The 18,517-nt window shown below is 40.8% G+C and carries 24 protein-coding genes and 1 pseudogene; 12 read left to right on the forward strand and 13 right to left on the reverse strand.

The annotated features are described in order from the left end of the window. Window positions 1-88: 88 nt before the first annotated feature. Window positions 89-2,530: a phosphoenolpyruvate synthase gene (ppsA, locus tag LC586_RS34955; protein ID WP_229490080.1), complete on the reverse strand. Its 2,442-nt coding sequence runs from the start codon at window positions 2,528-2,530 to the stop codon at window positions 89-91. Window positions 2,531-2,633: 103 nt separating this feature from the next. Beyond that, entirely contained in the window at window positions 2,634-3,206 is a 573-nt protein-coding gene (locus tag LC586_RS34960; RefSeq protein WP_229490082.1) for a dihydrofolate reductase family protein, read from the reverse strand. A 2-nt stretch (window positions 3,207-3,208) separates the two neighbouring features. On the opposite strand from LC586_RS34960, the gene LC586_RS34965 reads away from it, so the two are divergent. Then, complete coding sequence (locus LC586_RS34965; protein ID WP_229490083.1) at window positions 3,209-3,418, forward strand: hypothetical protein; 210 nt, start codon at window positions 3,209-3,211, stop codon at window positions 3,416-3,418. 44 nt (window positions 3,419-3,462) lie between these two features. Here the strand turns inward: LC586_RS34965 and LC586_RS34970 are convergent, their stop codons facing one another. From LC586_RS34970 to LC586_RS34990, 6 genes are all read right to left on the reverse strand, one after another. Then, window positions 3,463-3,846, reverse strand: coding sequence for a GNAT family N-acetyltransferase (locus tag LC586_RS34970; RefSeq protein WP_229490084.1), 384 nt, complete (start codon window positions 3,844-3,846; stop codon window positions 3,463-3,465). Window positions 3,847-3,944: 98 nt separating this feature from the next. Continuing rightward, a complete protein-coding gene (locus LC586_RS34975) occupies window positions 3,945-4,331 on the reverse strand; it encodes a monooxygenase family protein (protein ID WP_229490085.1) in 387 nt (128 codons plus the stop codon). Between the two features lie 90 nt (window positions 4,332-4,421). Further along, window positions 4,422-4,967, reverse strand: a complete 546-nt coding sequence (locus LC586_RS34980) for a GNAT family N-acetyltransferase (RefSeq protein WP_229490086.1) — start codon at window positions 4,965-4,967, stop codon at window positions 4,422-4,424. Window positions 4,968-5,023: 56 nt separating this feature from the next. Next, on the reverse strand, window positions 5,024-5,203 hold the full coding sequence (locus LC586_RS43040; RefSeq protein ID WP_438822955.1) for a GFA family protein: 180 nt from the start codon (window positions 5,201-5,203) through the stop codon (window positions 5,024-5,026). Then, complete coding sequence (locus LC586_RS34985; RefSeq protein ID WP_229490087.1) at window positions 5,200-5,601, reverse strand: VOC family protein; 402 nt, start codon at window positions 5,599-5,601, stop codon at window positions 5,200-5,202. Before LC586_RS34985 ends, LC586_RS43040 begins: the two co-directional genes overlap by 4 nt. Window positions 5,602-5,670: 69 nt before the next feature. Continuing rightward, on the reverse strand, window positions 5,671-6,507 hold the full coding sequence (locus tag LC586_RS34990; RefSeq protein WP_229490089.1) for a helix-turn-helix transcriptional regulator: 837 nt from the start codon (window positions 6,505-6,507) through the stop codon (window positions 5,671-5,673). Between the two features lie 971 nt (window positions 6,508-7,478). Between LC586_RS34990 and LC586_RS34995 the strand changes: the two genes are divergently transcribed. The 6 genes from LC586_RS34995 to LC586_RS35020 all read left to right on the forward strand — a co-directional run bounded on the left by LC586_RS34995 (window position 7,479) and on the right by LC586_RS35020 (window position 9,550). Continuing rightward, entirely contained in the window at window positions 7,479-7,757 is a 279-nt protein-coding gene (locus LC586_RS34995; protein ID WP_229490090.1) for a hypothetical protein, read from the forward strand. 108 nt (window positions 7,758-7,865) lie between these two features. Then, the gene (locus LC586_RS35000) at window positions 7,866-8,111 is read left to right on the forward strand and encodes a hypothetical protein (protein WP_229490091.1); all 246 of its coding nucleotides are present in this window, start codon (window positions 7,866-7,868) and stop codon (window positions 8,109-8,111) included. Continuing rightward, window positions 8,080-8,262, forward strand: a complete 183-nt coding sequence (locus tag LC586_RS35005; RefSeq protein WP_229490092.1) for a hypothetical protein — start codon at window positions 8,080-8,082, stop codon at window positions 8,260-8,262. Before LC586_RS35000 ends, LC586_RS35005 begins: the two co-directional genes overlap by 32 nt. An 89-nt stretch (window positions 8,263-8,351) precedes the next feature. After that, window positions 8,352-8,618 (forward strand): hypothetical protein, encoded by a 267-nt coding sequence (locus tag LC586_RS35010; protein WP_229490093.1) that lies wholly within the window; start codon window positions 8,352-8,354, stop codon window positions 8,616-8,618. A 130-nt stretch (window positions 8,619-8,748) separates the two neighbouring features. After that, window positions 8,749-9,189 carry a hypothetical protein gene (locus LC586_RS35015; RefSeq protein WP_229490094.1) on the forward strand — a complete coding sequence of 147 codons (441 nt, stop codon included), beginning with the start codon at window positions 8,749-8,751 and terminating at the stop codon, window positions 9,187-9,189. Between the two features lie 181 nt (window positions 9,190-9,370). Then, entirely contained in the window at window positions 9,371-9,550 is a 180-nt protein-coding gene (locus LC586_RS35020; RefSeq protein WP_229490095.1) for a hypothetical protein, read from the forward strand. 186 nt (window positions 9,551-9,736) lie between these two features. On the opposite strand, the gene LC586_RS35025 is transcribed toward LC586_RS35020, so the two are convergent. From LC586_RS35025 to LC586_RS35035, 3 genes are all read right to left on the reverse strand, one after another. Beyond that, the gene (locus LC586_RS35025; RefSeq protein WP_229490096.1) at window positions 9,737-10,282 is read right to left on the reverse strand and encodes a DUF6429 family protein; all 546 of its coding nucleotides are present in this window, start codon (window positions 10,280-10,282) and stop codon (window positions 9,737-9,739) included. A 219-nt stretch (window positions 10,283-10,501) separates the two neighbouring features. Continuing rightward, window positions 10,502-13,015: an NACHT domain-containing protein gene (locus LC586_RS35030; protein ID WP_229490097.1), complete on the reverse strand. Its 2,514-nt coding sequence runs from the start codon at window positions 13,013-13,015 to the stop codon at window positions 10,502-10,504. Window positions 13,016-13,589: 574 nt separating this feature from the next. Next, window positions 13,590-14,078 carry a hypothetical protein gene (locus tag LC586_RS35035; RefSeq protein ID WP_229490099.1) on the reverse strand — a complete coding sequence of 163 codons (489 nt, stop codon included), beginning with the start codon at window positions 14,076-14,078 and terminating at the stop codon, window positions 13,590-13,592. Between the two features lie 95 nt (window positions 14,079-14,173). On the opposite strand from LC586_RS35035, the gene LC586_RS35040 reads away from it, so the two are divergent. The 3 genes from LC586_RS35040 (at window position 14,174) to LC586_RS35050 (ending at window position 15,116) form a co-directional block, all read left to right on the forward strand. Further along, complete coding sequence (locus LC586_RS35040) at window positions 14,174-14,365, forward strand: hypothetical protein (protein WP_229490100.1); 192 nt, start codon at window positions 14,174-14,176, stop codon at window positions 14,363-14,365. 17 nt (window positions 14,366-14,382) lie between these two features. Then, window positions 14,383-14,604 carry a hypothetical protein gene (locus LC586_RS35045; protein WP_104899406.1) on the forward strand — a complete coding sequence of 74 codons (222 nt, stop codon included), beginning with the start codon at window positions 14,383-14,385 and terminating at the stop codon, window positions 14,602-14,604. A 230-nt stretch (window positions 14,605-14,834) separates the two neighbouring features. Next, a complete protein-coding gene (locus LC586_RS35050) occupies window positions 14,835-15,116 on the forward strand; it encodes a hypothetical protein (RefSeq protein ID WP_190897617.1) in 282 nt (93 codons plus the stop codon). A gap of 91 nt (window positions 15,117-15,207) precedes the next feature. Here LC586_RS35050 and LC586_RS35055 read toward each other — a convergent pair whose 3' ends face one another. Next, window positions 15,208-15,348 carry a hypothetical protein gene (locus tag LC586_RS35055; RefSeq protein WP_229490101.1) on the reverse strand — a complete coding sequence of 47 codons (141 nt, stop codon included), beginning with the start codon at window positions 15,346-15,348 and terminating at the stop codon, window positions 15,208-15,210. Window positions 15,349-15,632: 284 nt separating this feature from the next. Beyond that, window positions 15,633-16,211, reverse strand: a complete 579-nt coding sequence (locus LC586_RS35060) for a hypothetical protein (protein ID WP_229490102.1) — start codon at window positions 16,209-16,211, stop codon at window positions 15,633-15,635. Window positions 16,212-16,393: 182 nt separating this feature from the next. Here LC586_RS35060 and LC586_RS35065 point away from each other — a divergent pair, with 182 nt between their 5' ends. Continuing rightward, window positions 16,394-18,031: an AAA family ATPase gene (locus tag LC586_RS35065; RefSeq protein WP_229490103.1), complete on the forward strand. Its 1,638-nt coding sequence runs from the start codon at window positions 16,394-16,396 to the stop codon at window positions 18,029-18,031. Between the two features lie 287 nt (window positions 18,032-18,318). Further along, window positions 18,319-18,517, forward strand: a pseudogene (locus LC586_RS35070) (DUF192 domain-containing protein); the annotation flags it as partial.

An 18,517-nucleotide genomic window follows, 5' to 3' on the forward strand; every position in this document is an offset into this window, starting at 1 on the left:
TTAAAAATGCTTCCAGAAATCCCTGAGCCTATTTTATTAGCCAAAATTTTTGCCACGCTTACTTCTTTAGGACGTATTCATCCCGCTTCTACCGACGCTGTAACCTCGTAAATTGGCAGAGGTATTGTAATATATCTCCATCTTCTAGATCGGCATCTTCCATGTTTAAGATGACACGTGCTCGTCCCTCTATAACTCCGGAAGAAACAGGTATACCTACAATAGCTTCGGCTGGGAGATTTTCTCGTTTGTACCGACCTGCAATGATTTCACCATCAGAGGTGATAACACGTGGGGGAGTTAGTTTTTCATATAATTTGTAATCGTCTTTTCGTTTGCTGATAATCTGGTAATCCAGTTTATTTGTGCATACGACTTCGCGAAGTTCTTCAAAAGTGAGATAGTATATATCTTCTTTTTCATGAATAACGTTAGCTCGTATAAGTTGTTCAGCTTCTTTCAGTAAAGCCTGCTTATAAACGAAGTAGCGATTAACTATGCCGTATTTTGGATATTCACGATAACCGATGAAATTTCGGATTAGGCCGATCATTCGTTTTGTCTCTTCGACCTTTTGTTCACCATCCGGTAATTGCTTCAATCGATCTAATAACTCTTGTTCTTTTTTCAAAGCTGACTGTCGCCCTTGCTCAAATTTCCGATTGCTGGGATTAGGCTCGAAGTTTTTGATGTTACTGAGAATCATGGGGACAAGTGTAGTTGGTTTTTCACTCCAACGAGTTTTAGTAATATCAATTTCTCCGGCACATCGCATTCCGTATTTGTTGAGATAAGCATAGATAGCGTCTTGGGTTTCCTTTCCACCATTAAACTTAACCAGTTCATCCAAAAAGCTATCATCTTTTACATATTGTAAATAATCAATTACTTCAGGATAAGGACGAATCACATCTGCGACATCCATTAGCGCCAGCCCCATTTCCGAAGTAATATTATTTGGTGCAGATTGAGAAAGCGTGTCTGCTGCGTTTTTTTCACCCAACCACTCATTTATTTTCTCATTGATCCATGATGAAGCATTCATGGCAGTCATAATCACACCAAAACTTGGTGGATCGGATAAGCTTTTCTTTAATAGCTGGATATCTTCCAGAACAAAGTCAATCAGTTCCGGTCCTGATTTCGTTTGGATGTTATGTTGTAACTCTTCTATCGATGCCTGACTCCTCTTCATCAAATCAGCAACGATTGTCGGCTCGTAGTCGATTAGTGTTTGAAAACCCACAGGTGACGGACCTTGATTGCTGTTACCGGAACTCTGTCCTTGCCTGTCATCTGGTAACGATTCTATGAAATCTCCTCGCTCTAAAATGGTCATCAAAGCATCTCTTATGAGCGGATCGGATTTCCCCAGGACATTTACTAAAATTTCTCTTTTAGAAGGTGAAGCCAGGTCATGTGCGACATCAACAAACAACCTTCCACCAGCTTCATACATGGGTCGAGCAGCTGTTAACTGAAATAAAGACAATCCCAATGGTTTCATGGGGTCGGTCATCATTTGTTGATGACCAACAGATACATAGACGTGATTTTCCCGATCGCTCGCTTCAGGGATCGGGTATAAAGTAGTGATTGGGCGACTCTGGACAATATAAAATGTATCATCAACCAAACACCATTCGATGTCCTGGGGGCTGCCGAAATGTTCTTCGATCTTTCTGCCTATGCGCTCAAGCTGTACAATCTGGTCATCCGTCAGCGCTTGCCTGTTCTGTCTCTCAGGTTCAATCTCCTGTTCTTTCGTACCGCCATCTTTTAAAGCGTAAATAGCCAGTTTCTTGGTGGATATCTTCTTCTCGATAACCTTGCCGTTACACACTTTATAGATATCAGCATTCACAATGCCTCTGACCATAGCCTCACCAAGTCCGAAGCTGGCATCAATGGATAACACTTTCCTATTAGAAGTGACGGGATCGGCAGTAAACAAAATTCCTGCCACCTGCGGAAAGACCATCTTCTGAACAACCACAGACAGGTGGACTTGACGGTGGTCGAAGCCGTTTTGAAGGCGGTAAATTACTGCCCTCTCGGTAAATAGTGATGCCCAGCACTTGCTGATATGCTGATAGATTGCCTCCTTTGAGATAATGTTCAAATACGTATCCTGCTGACCTGCAAAAGAGGCTGTCGGTAAATCCTCTGCTGTTGCACTGGATCGTACTGCATAAGCATTTTTTTCTCCAAGCCTGGAGAGCAGGCGAGCGATCTCTTCATTAATATCTTGAGGAATGGTTATCCCTTCGATGAAAGAGCGAATCTCACCGCTAAGTTCACCGATTTTTTTTCGGTCTTCCACTTTTAGAAGCGATAACCGATCGAGTAATTCATTAATCGACGACGTTTCCTCAATGATTCTTTTAAAAGCTTCAGTAGAAATACAAAAGCCATCCGGTACGCGGATTCCTTCAATCTTGGTAAGTTCCCCCAGGTTCGCGCCTTTACCCCCAACAAGCTTGAGTTTTGTTTTATCAATATCTTGAAAACAAAGCACAAATGAACTCATCAGTTTCCCCCCTTTGGCAATTCATACTACGGTTGCAATCAGCGGCTGCAAACAGCCTTTGCATTACAACCAGGGTCTTCAAAAATCCGATGCATTGCAATTGTTAGGCGGCTCCACTCACACCGCCTTTGTGTACTTCATAGCGCAACTCAGCCATGCCAGCACCCATCTGATGAACAGACACTAGGCGCAGAACTGGGCTTAGGACTCTGCGAGGGAATAGCGGCTTACCCTTGCCGAGGGTGGCCGAGCCAACCTGGATGATAAGCTCATCTAGTAAACCAGCATCGTAGAACTGACCAGCCAGATCTCCGCCTCCAACTATCCAGATGTTTTTGGTGCCAGCAGCAACTCGCATTTGGGCGTAGGCGTGGTGTACATCTCCATTGACGAATCGGATGTTCGCACCTTCGATTATTGTCAGCTTGCGACTAGAGAATATCCAGGCTGGCTGAGTGTATGGCCACGCAAAGCCAGTCTCAGTGGCAACCTTTTGGGCGTTGCGTACCATCCACTCGTAAGTTGCTGATCCCATTGCCAACGCACCCACATCTGAAATGAACTCTGGATAGCTGGAGTCATTCAGGTCACCAAGCGGAAACAGCCAATCTAGTGAGTCATTCTCAGTAGCAATGAAGCCATCAAGACTTGTCGCTGTGAAATACTGAGTTTTCATTTTTGTATGCAACTCCTAAATATGACTTCAAGCGTCTAACAGTGCCCATCACCCGACGCAGATCACCTTTGCATCATAACCGATCGACTCTCGACGCTCGGTGTGCATGGGCGTTTTTATGCGGCGAAGCTATGCTGGCATTGCTCACTAGCTGCCGCTACCGCGATGCGATCGCGTTTTCAGGATGCCAATCTGCTCGGTTCAGGCAATAAACAAAACAGTCATCGTCACCAAACCTTCGTGGTTCAACAAATTGTCAGCCAAGACGTTCATAGAAGCGGTGAGCGCGAGTATTGCTGGCAAGTGGATCGATGAGGACAGTCGTCACACGCGGGTCGGCAAAACATCGAGCTAGGGCAAGCTGCATCATTCTTGTGCCGTAGCCTTTGCCCAAATCTGTTTCTTCCCCAATCCAGATATCAATGGCACGAAGATCCGGTGCAACATCGCCCCAATAACGGCTTTCCTCACGCGCTGGATCGATAATTTGGACAAATCCAATGGGACGACCCTTGATTTCAGCAATTAGTTGCTCTCTCCAGTCAGGATTGCGACTTAGTTCTACCTCCCAATACCAATCATCGTTGGGATCTGAGGCAATGACATGAGGTTGTTGATCCCAGTGTTGCAGCAGGTTCAAGTCAGCAGGGGGAGCCAGTGCGGTCTTGGGGTTTCCCCAAGTGGAGCATCTGGCGTGGCAGGGCGTAGATTAATCATTACTACACAAGCCTCGTCCGCTTACGATCGCGCATAAATGGTTGCCATTCCTTGCGGTTCATTGATGTATTTACCACTATGTAAGGGGCTGTATGTCTCGTTGTAAAGACACAGGCTCTGAGGATTTTTGGCAATAAACTGCATCATCTGTCGATGAGGTTCACCCCGGAAGAATTCTTTCAGGCTGTTTTCTGAAACCCAGTAACTCACCATGATCACTTCATTAAGACTACAGATACCTGCTTTGACTTGCATACAGCCTTTAGCTTTAGCAGTCACGTTCTTGATCCACAAAAGCTGTTTCCACATCCAGAAAAAGCCAGCGCGATTGCGAGCCACAAAACCATTTACAAAAACGACTGCTTCTGGGCTTTCTGGAAGATTGATTCGGTAAACAGAATAACTCATACATCAATACTCCTAACCGTTACAAGTAGGCACAAGCTAGATGGACAAAACAAACATTGCCAAATTAGCCCGAGTTAAGCGTAGACGCTCTTAGCGGCTTGTCAAAGACATCGCCTGCCCTAAATCACGATACATAATGACACGTCGATCGATGGGTAATCCTGCCTCAGCTTCCTTGCACCTGATCTGCTGAAAACCAAAGCTTAGTTCAACTTCAGGCAAAATCTGGAAACCAAGTTTTGTATAGAATGGGGCATTCCACTCAATGTCGAGAAAGGTCGATAGTAATATTCTGTGATAGTTTTGTTTTTTTGCCCAAACACAAACGCGCTCAACCAGTTTGCGTCCAATGCCTCTGCGTCCATAAACTGGATGGACATCAATTTCCTGTAGATAAGCATTTCCATCTACCTCTTGGGCGATCGCATACCCCACAACTATATCGCGATCGTTGACCGCAACCCATACCCGTTCTGCTTGAAATTGTTGAGTAACAAAGTCCATTGAGAGGGGTTGAGCGTTAACCAGAAAAGCGTAAGACGTGTCACGAAATAACCTAGCTGCGGCTTGTTCTATCTCAGCTAGCTTGACTAAATCCTCAATGCGGGCAAATCGGATTTCATAGTCTGGAAACATAATATTATACAAGATTTGTGGCAAGGATATTTACTTGTTATGAAAAAATGTTCAGATTAGCTATTTTTTGCTCCTAACTTGCACATTTTAGAAGCCTTTAAAGGTCTTCGATTCTGCATGAAGGATCGGTGCAAATGACAATCGCGACAATGGCAATTGCCCATGACAATTGGCTCTGCCGAACATTCGTAGCGGATAGTTCCACATAAACAACCACCTGTAAAAGGTACTTTCATCCTAGTTCTCCTGTGTTTTCCGTAATCCACTGGACGAGTTGAATGACGACACCATTCGGATCTGTCACCTGAAAAAATCTCTCTCCCCAAGGCTCAGTCTCGATCGCAGTTGTAATGGGTACACCTTCTGATTGGATTCGGATATATTCCCGATCAATATCATCGACTACAAAGACAATAAGCAGACCGTCTGCTCGATGTCCTCGCATATGGATAGGTTTGAAGGTTTCCAGCCCAGTTTGAAGAAAGATTAGATTGAAACTAGCATCTGGTCTGGAGAGAGAGATAAAGCCCTCGGCGGACATCTCTTCATGGAAGGCAAAATGTTGCTTAATGAAGGTAGCTGATGCGGTGACATCATCGACATTGAGTGAGATGGCGGAAGCAGTAATCTGCATAAATTACCTTGGTACAAACTAATAAATTATGATGCAGTATTGATCGGCAAGGATTGTAAAAAATTGACCTTAATCGAGCAGAACAACATGGCAGGGGTGAAAGCCGCATTGTGCCAGGTATTCAGTAGGCGTGCAATCGGCCAGCGACCGAAAATCGTGAATAAAATGTGCTTGGTCGAAATAACCACAGGCGATCGCAATGTCCGCCCAATCAACCCGATCTTTACCGGATACTAGGTCAAGGGCTTGCTGTAAGCGTCGAACCCGACAAAATAGCTTGGGGGTTAGCCCCACTTGATCTCGGAATAGTTGGTTGAAATGGCGGGCACTGAAGCCAATTTTATCTGTTACTTCGCTCACTTTGGTGGTTGGATATCTCCTAAACTCTTGCAATGCCATAGCGATGGCGGCATATCGATCTAGCGGTTTCATTACCATCAGCAAAAATTGCTCCAAAACCCAAAAGCGGCTTGCTACTGTTGGCGATTCTAGAAGGCGGTCGCGCAGTTCAACCGCCCGACCCTGCCATAATTCATTTAATGAAATTCTCTGGTTGTGCAATTCCCCCGCAGGCAACGTAAAAAATGGGGTATTGCCCCCAGGTTTGAAATGTACGCCCATCATCGATATCTTGCTGTCATTGTTGATAATGAAGCTTTTAGAATGGGTACCGCAAATCATCATGCCGTTGGTGCTGCCGATTTGCACTCGACGGTCGCGATCGAATAGTGGAATCCTATCTTCATGTAGATTGATAACCAACTCCATCGAACCGATCGGCAATAATCGAGACTGCGCTTTAGGTAAGTTCTCACCTTCTCGACTCCAGAGCAGTTCAACAAATTGCGAGAGCGGCGATCGCGGTTGGTAAGTCTGGTAAATCATCTGGTTTTGCCAGTCAATCAACACTAACAGATCATCTTTAGGCTACCGCCGAAACCGATGATTTGACGACTTTACTCCAACTCGCACACCATACTAAACGATACTCCACCTATCCGATTGACAATCTCGCTCCCTGGTACTTTGATAAAGCCTGCTCTTCATACAACCTCAGACACTTATTAAGTCTGGGAGTGAGCAATGCCGTAGCCGATAAAATCACGCTTCAGGTCACAGAAGTAGATTTCTCTGGCACTAATACTTGGTCATTTTAATAATTAATTATGACAAGGAATGCTAGATAATAAGGATAAACGCGAACGCCATATAGTTTATCTGTACTATTTTGGTCAAAATTTAGAACCCCTTTAACTATCATTTCGTCGTATTTGTTCGTTCATGAGTTGAGATTGCTTGTGGTAGATCCAGTATCGAGGTCAACGTACCATTTTATAAATTTTCAACTTTAATAATTCCTGTACTATTTTTAGTATTCCCAAAATCAAATTTCTATACCCCCAGTTGATAACAAGCCGTTCAGGAAACCTCTACTTGTGATGTCGAGTCTGCCGTACAGTCATGGGGTTCGGCATTATGCACAATAAAGTTAGGGTCTGTAATGGTTTCGACTCTTTGGCGAAAGCATCTCTATGAAACAGGTCGAGAGTGAGTCATATCTCGTAAATCACTGGCTCTTTTTATAGAAGAAGCGAATATACGGTAGCAACCGCTTTGGGTTAATCATGTCCCAAAGCGGTTATTGAAATGTTATGCCATCGCTTTGGGCCGAAATAAAGACCTGTGGGAGATGTCGAAATTGTTGACGGGTATGTTGAAGAATTCGGGTGAATAAAAATTAATAGACTAACTGATTAGAAGAGATTAATAATATTCAATAGCTGGTATTTCAATCTGTTTGATAAGATATTTTTACGGAACTTATCAAGTCACCTATAAAACGAAACTCAGTCCAAATAATTCTCAAGGGTAGGAGTATGAAATCAGATGTATTAGAGCTATGTCATCAAGAGTTTAAAAACAATTCCGTGAGGTTTTTGTTAGCAATCGCAATTGAGCCTGGATATTTTCAAAGCTTTGAAGAGATAATGCAGGCTGTCTCGCTTGAAAGCGCTATCCCATACAAAGATTTAGTATCTTATGAAAAGGACTTTCTTCGTGGTTGGGATGAGGTTTATGAAAAGGCTTGTGCTGAGGCTTACCGACGAAAAAATGGGGAAAGTCCTAACTTGAACTGGTTTGATAAGCTTGGCTGAAACCAAAATATTTCTCGGAGTGCTTTAAATCCTTGGACAGAAAATCAATCATGATTATTGATACATTAATTTTAGTAGTTTTAAGTATCAAGTGACGAAAAGGGAATTATGACTAAAAAATTAAGCAAACAAGAAAAACAAGAAATAGATAGCCTTAAACGTCGGATTAGGGCTAGCTGGCTAGTCGAAATTCAGAAGGAGCTGATTAAGCGTGATCAGAATGCATTACTAATAGACCTAGAAAATTGCCATCTCTTTGAGAGAATGACACCACAGCAAGCCGTTGATGCAGTTATTAAGTTACGGGAAGCAAAACAGGAATATGACTCAACAGGAAATAAAGCAACGTATTGAGTATTATCTTCAGACTTTTGGCGAAAATATTAGCAAAATTGATGCAGCTATTGATTTATTGCAAGACTTGAAAGATGAGTTGATGATGAAAATGTTGATTTGCAGACTATTAGGATTAATGATTATGTTTATGGTTCCCTTTCTTGGTTGAAAATATTAAAGAAAGATTTATCTAAGGATATTGACATAATCAAAAGTTAATTATCTTTATTTATAAATGATGAAAAAGGATTTTAAATAATGCTCGATCAAAATTTTTATGACCCTTTGAAGCATTCACCACAAGAAAACCAACAACACCTGATTACCTTGGTTGAAGAAATGCAATCGCTTTTGATTGAAATGCAGCACGGGGAAGAAGATTTTCTGCAAGCTTCAAAAGATACTAGAGCAATGCTGTTGGCTGCTGTGTCTGAAGCAGGAAGGTTATTAAAGTCGGCTCAAGAGTACAGCGTAGAAGCTCAAGCTGTAGTTGATTATGGCTTTCAACCAGAGCATCTACTGTAAGGCAGTCATTGCAGCACTTGATAAGGGATTATCGTTGCCTCAAAGAGCAACACAAGCTGATGTGGGGTTTTAATAACTTTACAACCACAATTTTAGTTTTATAGGTGCTGAGGTAGCAGAGAATTAAATTATGTTGATCGAGTTCAATCCACTAGCAACAAGACTGGAAGATTACGCCGTGATTGCAAGGAATGCAAAAATTCGCATCAAAGCCAGAAAGCGAATCGGTACGCGCGATGATGATGGTACAGCAATTATCGAAGAATGGTGGGCTACCACTGATTTACTTGCATACCTTCCTGCATGGGATTATGAAGATAGGCAAAAGGGGCGTGATTATGCCGTAATCGCTCCACAAAGTGAATTCTATCCATCGTGGTGGTATAAGTCTTGGGAATGGCACAAAAACCAAACACAAGAGTTAACGCGAGCTAGAAGCAGCTTTGACATTCATCCTGACGATTATGCTCAACTTCTAAGCTGTTGCGCTCGCCTATTGGATAAACTTAGTAAGCCTTTCTTAATTAGTCGTAGTGGCATTTTTTGGAACTGGCAAGACTTTAAAATCTAAAAACTCCATCGTTTAAAATTGGTAGATCCGGGAACGTTGATGATATGAAGCGACCTTGCAAGGTTACTCGCGGCACGAGAACACTACCTTACTTCTCTGAAATTGGGCAGGCAGCCTCTAGAATATAAAAAAGCAGCTTTGCATCTGGATGGATTTTTAAGGATGCTCTTGAGTATCAGTAATGAGCAAACACCTTAATCTGTGGTTGGAACTGAACCAACAGCAGCAAGCCACCCTCACCACCATTGACCGCGCTGACCAGTCAGTAGAGGCAGCACAAAAAAAAGTTTGGCTATTAGGTTCAACCAGAGAAAGAGCTGCTGTGTGGCGGCTGGTATCTTTTTTCAAGGCTTGTGCCTAAGCGTCAACTTGCATCGGGAGCAAAAACTTGAGTCAGCTAATGAAAGATGGCTTTCTTTCTGGCTGGTATCAGTTTTGCTATCAAAATTGTCTGTACTTGCTTATCTACCACCGTTTTGTAAATTTTTGCTATCAAGCTCGTGATATCAATTCTGAGTAACCGCCCCTGGTGAGAGATTTATTTACTTTATTCATTCTCTGATTCATCTGGTAAATCATCGTGTTCGGCAAGAGCGCCAAGAAACTCCTCGACCCCATCTAGATTAAATCCTCGTAAAACTCGTCTTGCTTCCTTAATTCCCTTTGGCGTTAAAACTACCGACTTAACTTGTTTAGGATAGCGTTGTTCTTCTATGAGTCCAGCAGTAGTCAGTAAATCTAAAACATCGAAGTCATAGCCTTTGTAGGCACGCCTACCTTGAAAACATTGTTCATTACCTAATTCATCACCTAATTCACCGTACTCATCTCCTCCAGACACATATAACAATGCAAGAGTCAGAGGCAGAGCGATCGCATTGTAACGATGGGTTTGTTCGGAGCGGATTGTCCGGTCTACTAGCTCATAACCTTGTTGCCAAACTAAACCTTTGTCAGTGTAGATATCTGTGCAAAGAATTAAGCCGAATGGCGAAGTGCATTGCGCGTAAAAGCCTTTACCTTCTGGGTCAGTGCAGAGGGTCACTGACCAATTATGGCGGGGGCGGGTTTCTCCTTTGAAGGGCTTAGTCATGAATCGATTAATTTGTCATACTTCAAGTTTATTTTTAGTTATATTCAGTTTATAGATAATTACTGACATTCGTGTGAGTTAGGAGGTTATGAGCGCCAGAATCTTCTGAGCCACCGTTTCAGGGACAGGAATCACCGATAAGCGATTTCCTTATCTGACCACCATTAGCTTCTCGGGATTATGTGAGCTTTGCATTGTAGTCTGGGAGTAGTATTAGATTCAATCTCTATTAAGTAATTTTTTTCTCTCTATTTCCATCATTTTTTCAATTTCATTAAAAGGCAATAGCAGTGTTTCTTGAATATATTCTCTAGTGTCAAGACTGACATAGCATTGGGTATTAAGACAATCTAATAACAATTTATTAGCATAGCAATAGGCTCTTAAGAGTCCCCATTGTTCTGCATTGTTTAATGGCCAATCGTAATCTATATTACGATACTTTTTATTCAACTCCTTGAGCCGATTAGCCCAAGCACCGCTATCATTTTTATACCACTGGTAATATTCGTCCCAATGCTCGTAAACTCCTTGTGGTAGCTCTTCGTCTAACTTGACTACTTCATCAAAGAATTCTTGATTATCAATCAAATTTGTAGCTGCATACAAAGCTTCATCTAAGGTATAAAAATTAGTATCATCAATTGGATGCTTTTTTCTCATTTCATCATCTGACTCTGAATATTCATAATCATCTGCTTGCCAGAGAATGATAGATGTAAAATTCTCATTTTCAATATCTCTATTAGCGATGCGATACAGCAACGATGCCTGAGCGCGAGCATGAGCTAGGTTAATGTCTAAAGCTAGATTTGAATCAACAAGTTCAACAGGAGCATGAAAATTGCCCATGCCAAAGCCTAAACCACTTCCTGTATAAAAGCTTAACTCTATATTGGAGTCTAGCGACTCTAATAAATCGCTCAGTTCTAAGAATTCCCAATGTTCTAAAAACGGATAAATTGTATGATCCAATATGCAAATACCCGCAGCTAAACAAAGATAAAATGCTCTAATTGCAGCAGGGTGGTGAGAGCTAGATACTTGAATAGATTTTTGGCTAGCCCAAGCCAATAATTCCTGAATATGTCTATTGTGTGATGCTGCTATATCAATCTGAAACTTCATAGACAGCAAAAGAACATCAGCACTTTTTAACATCTCTGAGGTTAATAAGAAAACCTCGTGCCATTGTTTGTAAAAAACATACTTGCTCAAATTAAGTAGAGACGGGTCATTAAATATTTCAGGATTGGCTTTAGCTACAATTTCTTTAGCTGTAAAATATTCATGAAATGTCAAGTGAGAAAAGGAATAAATTTCTCTAGCTCTTTCTACTAATAATCCGTGTTGAGACTCAATAGATTTTAATACAGCTTCACTATCTAACAGTAAAGCTTCTAGAGCATGGGGAGATTCGGGGAAATTCCTAATATAATAAGCGATATACTTCTGCACATCCTGTTGCTTCCAGAAATACTCTCCTTTTTCAAAATTCATGAAAGCAAGATAGCTGAGTAAATTTTCTTTATGCAGTACTGAAAGATGCTTATAGACATCATCTCTTTTAATAGCACGTTTAGCATCCCATCTTCTTAAAAGTGTATGAGTTGCCCTTTGATATAGTTCAGTACGAGTCCTGGGGAAGTCACCAGCATCTTCAAATTCAATACATAATAAAGTCAGTAATATAGGACTAGATGCCAGTTCATAAATTGATGGATTTTCTTGTAGTTGTTCTATAAATAGTTTATCAATATTAGACTTTTTAGCAGTAAACCACTTAACGGCAAATGACTGAATTTGTTCCTGGTCAAAATCAGCTACTTCTACCTCGGTAAATTGCTCAAATGTATATTCTTTTGCGGCTATTCTGCAAGTCAATACAAACCGATTCATAGAAAATCGTTGAGAAAAATCACGAATTTCTCTTATCACATGATTATCTGCCTGTTGTTGGACTTCATCTAAACCATCCAGCAACAATAATACTCGTCCAGATTCAAACAGGGAGATCACTGAATTATTGTCAACCTTATCATCAGCTAATTGTTGACAGATGTAATCTAATAATTTCAGTTTGACATCGGTATCTGCAAACTCTTTAAGAGGTAAAAATATTGGGAGATAATTACTGAATATTTGCTCTGATATACATTGAATTGCTAAATGCTTTAAAAACGTTGTTTTACCAGAGCCTGGTTTTCCTAAAACCAGGAGTTTATCATAATTTTTGACGACTTCTAATCCAGGTACTCGTTTTTCAACAACTTGAGGTAATCCCAATCTCTCAAAATTATTTCGGTCAAATTCCTGTGTAAGTTCATCAATACTCCTTCGCTGTCTTCCAGTGATTTTATCTAAAATATTTACAGTCGTATAAATGTGGTTAATCTCAATGGGGTAAGTCATATCTAGTACCTTCATAGTCCCACATCTTTGAATAATACTATTTTGATATTTTTGACGAATGTCTGCAATTAGCTTATCAATTGATTCATTATTTTGAAACTTGGGTATGTCAATAACCTCTTGAGTAGCTATTTTAAGGGCTACGCAAATATTAGCAAAATTATCTTTTTCAACAGGTTTTCGAGCAAAAAATTTATGAATAGTAGCTGGAGATAGTTCAAGTTTACCGGCTAAAAATTCTTTAGTCCAGCCTTTTGATTCTAAAGCTTTTTGAGCAATTATATAGCCTTCAGTTGATAATTGAGATGACCGTTTAGACATAATTATCAGTTTGTTTTATGAACTATTTAACTTTAACAAGTCTTTTTAGTAACTTTTTCTAAGATATCTATGACTTGTCTCTAAGTTGTCTCTAAGATAATTACTACCTTTAAGACAGTAGATACCTTTATGCGATCGCCTGCTAGTCAAATCAATCAATCGGCAACGATGCTCAACCTTGAGAGTTGACTGGCTCTCAAAAACCCCTCAATGCTCGTCGATACTTCCCAGTGTTGGATAACGACGAATTTCAACCAGCAAAAACTAGCCAGTAGTCCCACTCACCCAATAGTTACTAAACCAAATGGAGTCCAGGTACTTTAGGGGTATCCAATGCACGCCTACAGCTTTGTATACAGCGTTTACATCTGTAGATATTAGAGAGATAGTTAGACATTTTGTGGAAGCTGTAGCACCGTCTACACTTGTAGACGGTGTAAACATATTGGAGTCTGTCTAGAACTCTGTCGCCTCAATTATTTATTTAGGGGTCACAGTGGTCGGGTAGCCATCAAGAGGTAGTGAGAGTTACTTGGGAGCGTGCCGCATTCTCCAAAGGCAATGAAAAAAGTCATTATCGATAAACAGATATTGGGCTGGCATATTCAAGCAATCGTTCCCATCCCCAGACCCATGCAGTTTTTACTAGGATCTCTTTACCGTTGCTGAATTTGATAAATTCTCTACCTTCGTCAGAAAATACATCAACAACCAATTGATTTCGCAGATCGCGTCCCCACATTTTTTCTGAGGCATTCCACCACCGTTGCCCAGGCGAAGAGAACATCTCCCTTTCTAAATATTCATTACGCCATGCTTTAGGCTTCCAATTATCCTGTAGGGCACGAATTAATAAGGCGTTGGGAAAAATCTCTTTCTCGTGTTCACTCAGCCACAGAGCATATTCGATTGCACTTCGCAACGCATCTTCTAAATCATACGAACAACCTTCAAGTGCATCTTGGACTTCGGCATCGGCAAAATTCACACCGATAGTTATCAGCGCTCCTTCATATTTCTTAAATACCTCGTACTCAACCGATTCCTTTTCCCAAAACCACATAGTACACCCCTAACTATGTTGAACTCCATTTGTAGTAGATTAATCGTAATCCAAGAACTGGTAATTAAATCGCTACGCATTTTGAGAATCAGGAAATGCCTTCTAAATACCAGTCACATTATCCAGAAAACTGGTCAAATATCGCTCTGGAAGTCAAACAATCTGTGGGCTGGCGTTGTTCTAAATGTCGGTTGCAGTGCATTCGCCCCGGTGATGATACCAAAAAACTTACCTGTTCCCTTAGAATGGAGCAAATGCAACCATATCTGAAGAAACGGTTGAGTTAGATAAACAGTAGTAAATTATGTCAACAATCCAACGCTTATCAAACGGATTAAACCTAATTGTTAAGTACGATGAATCAGCCAATGTTGGTATTGGCTCAGAGATAAACGAGCCGGGTATCATTTATGTAGAGGATAAATCTTTGAAAACTTATACCAATATGTCAGAACTTGAACGTCATAATATGAATTCTTGGGGTTGGAAGTGGGATAATGGATTGTGGATAATAGATTTAGATTAAGGTATTACTGGACAATAGGAGTAGGCAGTAGATTTTAAGTTAGCTTGCGGTTAGTTTTAAGAGAGCATAGATGCAAAGTTTTATGTCATTATTGGCGCTCAAGTACGAAATTACATTGCCTCTTACTCTGTTTATGGTTTAGAATCTTTCTCATTTTTTAGTTCAAAGCACAGTTACACAACTTGAAGTTCTGTTGAAGTAAAACTTAGGAAAGAAGTGTAGAGAAAAATATGAGCGATCGCTTAATGGAAAAACTGTTTAATGAGGCAGTCAGCCCAATCTTCTCTTCAAACAACTTAACTAAATATTCAGCGCTCAAACAAAGAGAAGACGAATTCAAAGCATTATTTAATATTGAACTAGTAGAATATGTTGACTCGAAGAGAGGATTTAACTTTTCTCTATTTATCCGCGACTTTTTGAGCGAAGCTAAATTGCCATATAGCAGTGCTGTTAAGCAAAAATATGGAGAGCGAGCGGCGAATTTGATTGGGGAATTAATTTGTATTTGAAAGCCAGATTTTTTCTCAACTAAACTAAAGCATAAATAAGGATTTTAATTGATTTTTAGTAGCTAAAGCATTGCAGAAATCTAAGTTGAGCCTAATTAAAATGCTGTTTGAGAAGTGGGTAAAGTTGTGCAGCCATAGATTCAAATTTATCCCCATCTGGATAGGGGCTGTCGCCATCAATGGTTTTCAGCCACATACTTTCTTTGGTTTTTTGCCAAAGTTTGATTTTCAAGTCAGGAGGCAGAAGGTTTTAAAACGTTTTCTTATCCGGGCGTGGGATTTGTGACTTCAAGGGGCAATCGCTTACGGCTTTCTTGTGATGCAGATGTTCTATAATCCTTGCATTGCTTCAATTGTGGGAATTTTTCCTTCCTCTTCCTTCTGCCCTCTGCTTTCTGCCTTACCCCAACCAAGATCACCAAAAGTTGCCAAGAACCCATATTTTGACCTTTTTATAGTGTAAGTTACAGAATGCTAATCGCTCTCACTAGTATTGTTGTATCGAATATCACATCCTTAGTTCTTCCTTTGGACAAGATAGCCTTGGCGGTAATCACTCTTCTTTAATTTGGAAGCTTGACGTGCAGACCACTGACGCATAGGAGTAACTTTTTCTACATGAAGTAGCTTCTGGCGATAAGTATTATTATCTGTCAGTTGAGCGATCGCACCAGCAATAAATCGAGCGCAGCGTTCTGGTTGAGACGAGACTTGTTCCTCTGCAAACCGGATGACTAGCCAGTTGACATCGACAAAACACTTGTTCCTGTAATCATCCTCGCCGATACAGTGGGTAGGCTTAAGAGTTGCAAACGAAATTGGCTCATCAACCTCCAAATCTATGTGTAAGCCAGTATTTGGTTCAATAATAAGAAAATCAGCCGTAAATGGTAGTCGATGCCCTGGAGGAAGCATCACCTGCTGGGGAGAAACAATTTCACCAAAATAGTGTTTGAGAACATTTTCAAACAGCCCCTCACTTGCCCCAATTGGTGCATCTCCCTGTCCAGAAGGAAAAACTAAAGGGGTAAACTGTTTTTTTTCTTTAACTAACTCTGGGATAACAACAATTGGATATTCTGGTGTCTTTGCCATACTTGCACTAACTCTTCATACTGCAATTATCTAAATTCACAACGCGATTACACAATCAACAAAATACTGAAAGTAAATCAACTTTTTTCTAATTTATGGACGCAAGAATTAGAAAATTATCAGTTCTCGTACAGCATCTCTTCTGGATAAGATTACTTCTGAGTAAGCTACAAGCAACAAAGATGAAGTCTAGCTTTGACTATCTAGAAGACCTTCTTGCAGACAACTATCCAATCATCGCCTGCGAATCTCCCCTCCAAGAACGTCACCGCCTCCTCACCCGAATCACTACTTACTGTCAGCAAGCAGGCAAAAAAGCCTACATCTGGAGTCTTAGCGAGGATAGTATTAAAGAACTAGCCGTCAGCGCCGAAGAAAATCTCGTTCTTCGAGAGTTTGACGACTATAAACCTTCGATAAAACAAAATAAAGAAGACTATTTTCAAGTACTCAATTTTTGGAAGTTTTATTCTGGTAGCGGAGTATTAATCGTTGAAAATATTTTTCCTTGGATAAAAGAAAATATACCTAAAGAATCTGATTTTATTTTTATATCAGAATGGATTAAGTCGTCGTTAATAAATATTAAATTTCATACCAAAGATAGTGGTAAAACTACTATATTAATAGGATCAAACGCCGAAATAGCAAGCGAAATAGTGGCAGAAATTCCCCTATGGAGTCAAGAACTACCAGATGCACAAGAAATTATTGATAGTTTAATCAAAAGCAAAATTTTTTCTTTCACATATACAGATCAAGACTATTTAGAAATTGCTAACGCTAGTGCTGGTTTGTATATTTCTGATATTATGTATTGCCTAAATGATATTAGTAAAAATCATGATTTAAGAAATTCCAGTAAGATAGCCAAGCTTCTGCTATCAAAAAAAATTCAACTGCTCAACCGCTTGTATGACATTGAATTCTTACCTCCGCCAAAAGTCCAGCTTGGAGGATTGGAAATTATGCAGCAGTCATTCAAAAAATTCAAGCGATTGCTTACCCCGCGTGCCAAACAATATAATCTGCGTGTACCCAAAGGGATTATGCTTGTGGGGCCACCGGGGACAGGAAAATCACACTCAGCAAAAGCCTGTTCCCAGAATATGGGTATTCCCCTCATCATGGTCGATTGGGGCAACTTTAGAAGTTTTGGCAACCAAGCAGAAATGAAGCTTAAACGCTTGTTGCGAGTGGCAGATAGGCTCAATCAAGTAATTTTGTACTTCGACGACTTTGATAAAGGCTTCGCTGGGGATGATGACCTCGCCAAACGGCTTGCTGGCCAGCTGCTGACGTGGATGCAAGAGCGCACGTCAGATGTACTGGTCATCGCCTCAGTCAACCGAATGGAATGGCTGCCACCCGAACTCACCCGTGCTGGACGGTTTGACTATTTATTTAAGGTAGACCTGCCCAATAATGGGGAAAGATATAGTATCTTCAAACTGCACGCTGCCCGATTTGACGAACGTTTTCGCAATGGCGGCGACCCCTGGAGCGAGGAACAGTGGCGCAGAATTCTTAAAGCCACCAATCGATGTGTAGGTGCAGAAATCCAGACAATTGTAGAACGCGCCGCTAGTACCATATTCTGCGAAACAGTAATAGAAGATACCTACGCATCAAGCAAACTCCCCGCACTCGAACTAACAGTCGAAGCATTACTAGAAGAACGCCGCCAGATTAACCCGCTTGCCATCCGCGAAGCCGATAAAGTCGAGTCGATGCGTAACAAAGCTGACCAACAAGCTTTACCTAGTAGTCCCCTCGATGAAAGCAAGTTTGCTGTTGGTAACATCGAGATTTTTAGCTAGCAAACATCTTCAAGAAGAATTCAGAAGTCAGAATCAATCAGTGAAGGATTCAGACCCGCCACTGATTGAAGACCACCAAATTGAAATTTGGTGGAGTCAAAAAAAGGTTATTCATCTGCCAGTCTTACAGAATTCATGCTGAATTCTAACTCCTGACTTCTGAATTCTGTTTCCATAAATCAATTCAAAGTTTCACCATGTTTGAACGAAAGCAAATGTAGCCAAAACATTTCAAAAGTTCATAATGCCTGCCATTTCTAACCACTCTACTTTATTTATCTAAGATTATGGAAGTTACAAGACAAACCGCTCAAACCAACATTCAAACTAAACAAGCACAAAATCCAGAAAAAAGCCTGTTTTTCAAAATTCTCAATATCGTTGGGCCGATTGCTGGTTTTACTGCTGCTCTCTCACCCCTACCACTATACTTTTGGACTCGCCAGCCCCAGTATCTACCTATTGGTGCAACCTTTACCAGTAATA

The organism is Nostoc favosum CHAB5714, from assembly GCF_020829495.1.
GTDB classification, from domain to species: domain Bacteria; phylum Cyanobacteriota; class Cyanobacteriia; order Cyanobacteriales; family Nostocaceae; genus Nostoc; species Nostoc favosum.

Excerpts from the sequence above, each read along its gene's own strand:
- ppsA (WP_229490080.1), bottom strand. The coding sequence starts at position 2,530 with ATGAGTTCATTTGTGCTTTGTTTTCAAGATATTGATAAAACAAAACTC.
- LC586_RS34960 (WP_229490082.1), bottom strand. The coding sequence starts at position 3,206 with ATGAAAACTCAGTATTTCACAGCGACAAGTCTTGATGGCTTCATTGCT.
- LC586_RS34975 (WP_229490085.1), bottom strand. The coding sequence starts at position 4,331 with ATGAGTTATTCTGTTTACCGAATCAATCTTCCAGAAAGCCCAGAAGCA.
- LC586_RS34980 (WP_229490086.1), bottom strand. The coding sequence starts at position 4,967 with ATGTTTCCAGACTATGAAATCCGATTTGCCCGCATTGAGGATTTAGTC.
- LC586_RS43040 (WP_438822955.1), bottom strand. The coding sequence starts at position 5,203 with ATGAAAGTACCTTTTACAGGTGGTTGTTTATGTGGAACTATCCGCTAC.
- LC586_RS34985 (WP_229490087.1), bottom strand. The coding sequence starts at position 5,601 with ATGCAGATTACTGCTTCCGCCATCTCACTCAATGTCGATGATGTCACC.
- LC586_RS34995 (WP_229490090.1), top strand. The coding sequence starts at position 7,479 with ATGAAATCAGATGTATTAGAGCTATGTCATCAAGAGTTTAAAAACAAT.
- LC586_RS35000 (WP_229490091.1), top strand. The coding sequence starts at position 7,866 with ATGACTAAAAAATTAAGCAAACAAGAAAAACAAGAAATAGATAGCCTT.
- LC586_RS35005 (WP_229490092.1), top strand. The coding sequence starts at position 8,080 with ATGACTCAACAGGAAATAAAGCAACGTATTGAGTATTATCTTCAGACT.
- LC586_RS35010 (WP_229490093.1), top strand. The coding sequence starts at position 8,352 with ATGCTCGATCAAAATTTTTATGACCCTTTGAAGCATTCACCACAAGAA.
- LC586_RS35015 (WP_229490094.1), top strand. The coding sequence starts at position 8,749 with ATGTTGATCGAGTTCAATCCACTAGCAACAAGACTGGAAGATTACGCC.
- LC586_RS35020 (WP_229490095.1), top strand. The coding sequence starts at position 9,371 with ATGAGCAAACACCTTAATCTGTGGTTGGAACTGAACCAACAGCAGCAA.
- LC586_RS35025 (WP_229490096.1), bottom strand. The coding sequence starts at position 10,282 with ATGACTAAGCCCTTCAAAGGAGAAACCCGCCCCCGCCATAATTGGTCA.
- LC586_RS35030 (WP_229490097.1), bottom strand. The coding sequence starts at position 13,015 with ATGTCTAAACGGTCATCTCAATTATCAACTGAAGGCTATATAATTGCT.
- LC586_RS35035 (WP_229490099.1), bottom strand. The coding sequence starts at position 14,078 with ATGTGGTTTTGGGAAAAGGAATCGGTTGAGTACGAGGTATTTAAGAAA.
- LC586_RS35040 (WP_229490100.1), top strand. The coding sequence starts at position 14,174 with ATGCCTTCTAAATACCAGTCACATTATCCAGAAAACTGGTCAAATATC.
- LC586_RS35045 (WP_104899406.1), top strand. The coding sequence starts at position 14,383 with ATGTCAACAATCCAACGCTTATCAAACGGATTAAACCTAATTGTTAAG.
- LC586_RS35050 (WP_190897617.1), top strand. The coding sequence starts at position 14,835 with ATGAGCGATCGCTTAATGGAAAAACTGTTTAATGAGGCAGTCAGCCCA.
- LC586_RS35060 (WP_229490102.1), bottom strand. The coding sequence starts at position 16,211 with ATGGCAAAGACACCAGAATATCCAATTGTTGTTATCCCAGAGTTAGTT.
- LC586_RS35065 (WP_229490103.1), top strand. The coding sequence starts at position 16,394 with ATGAAGTCTAGCTTTGACTATCTAGAAGACCTTCTTGCAGACAACTAT.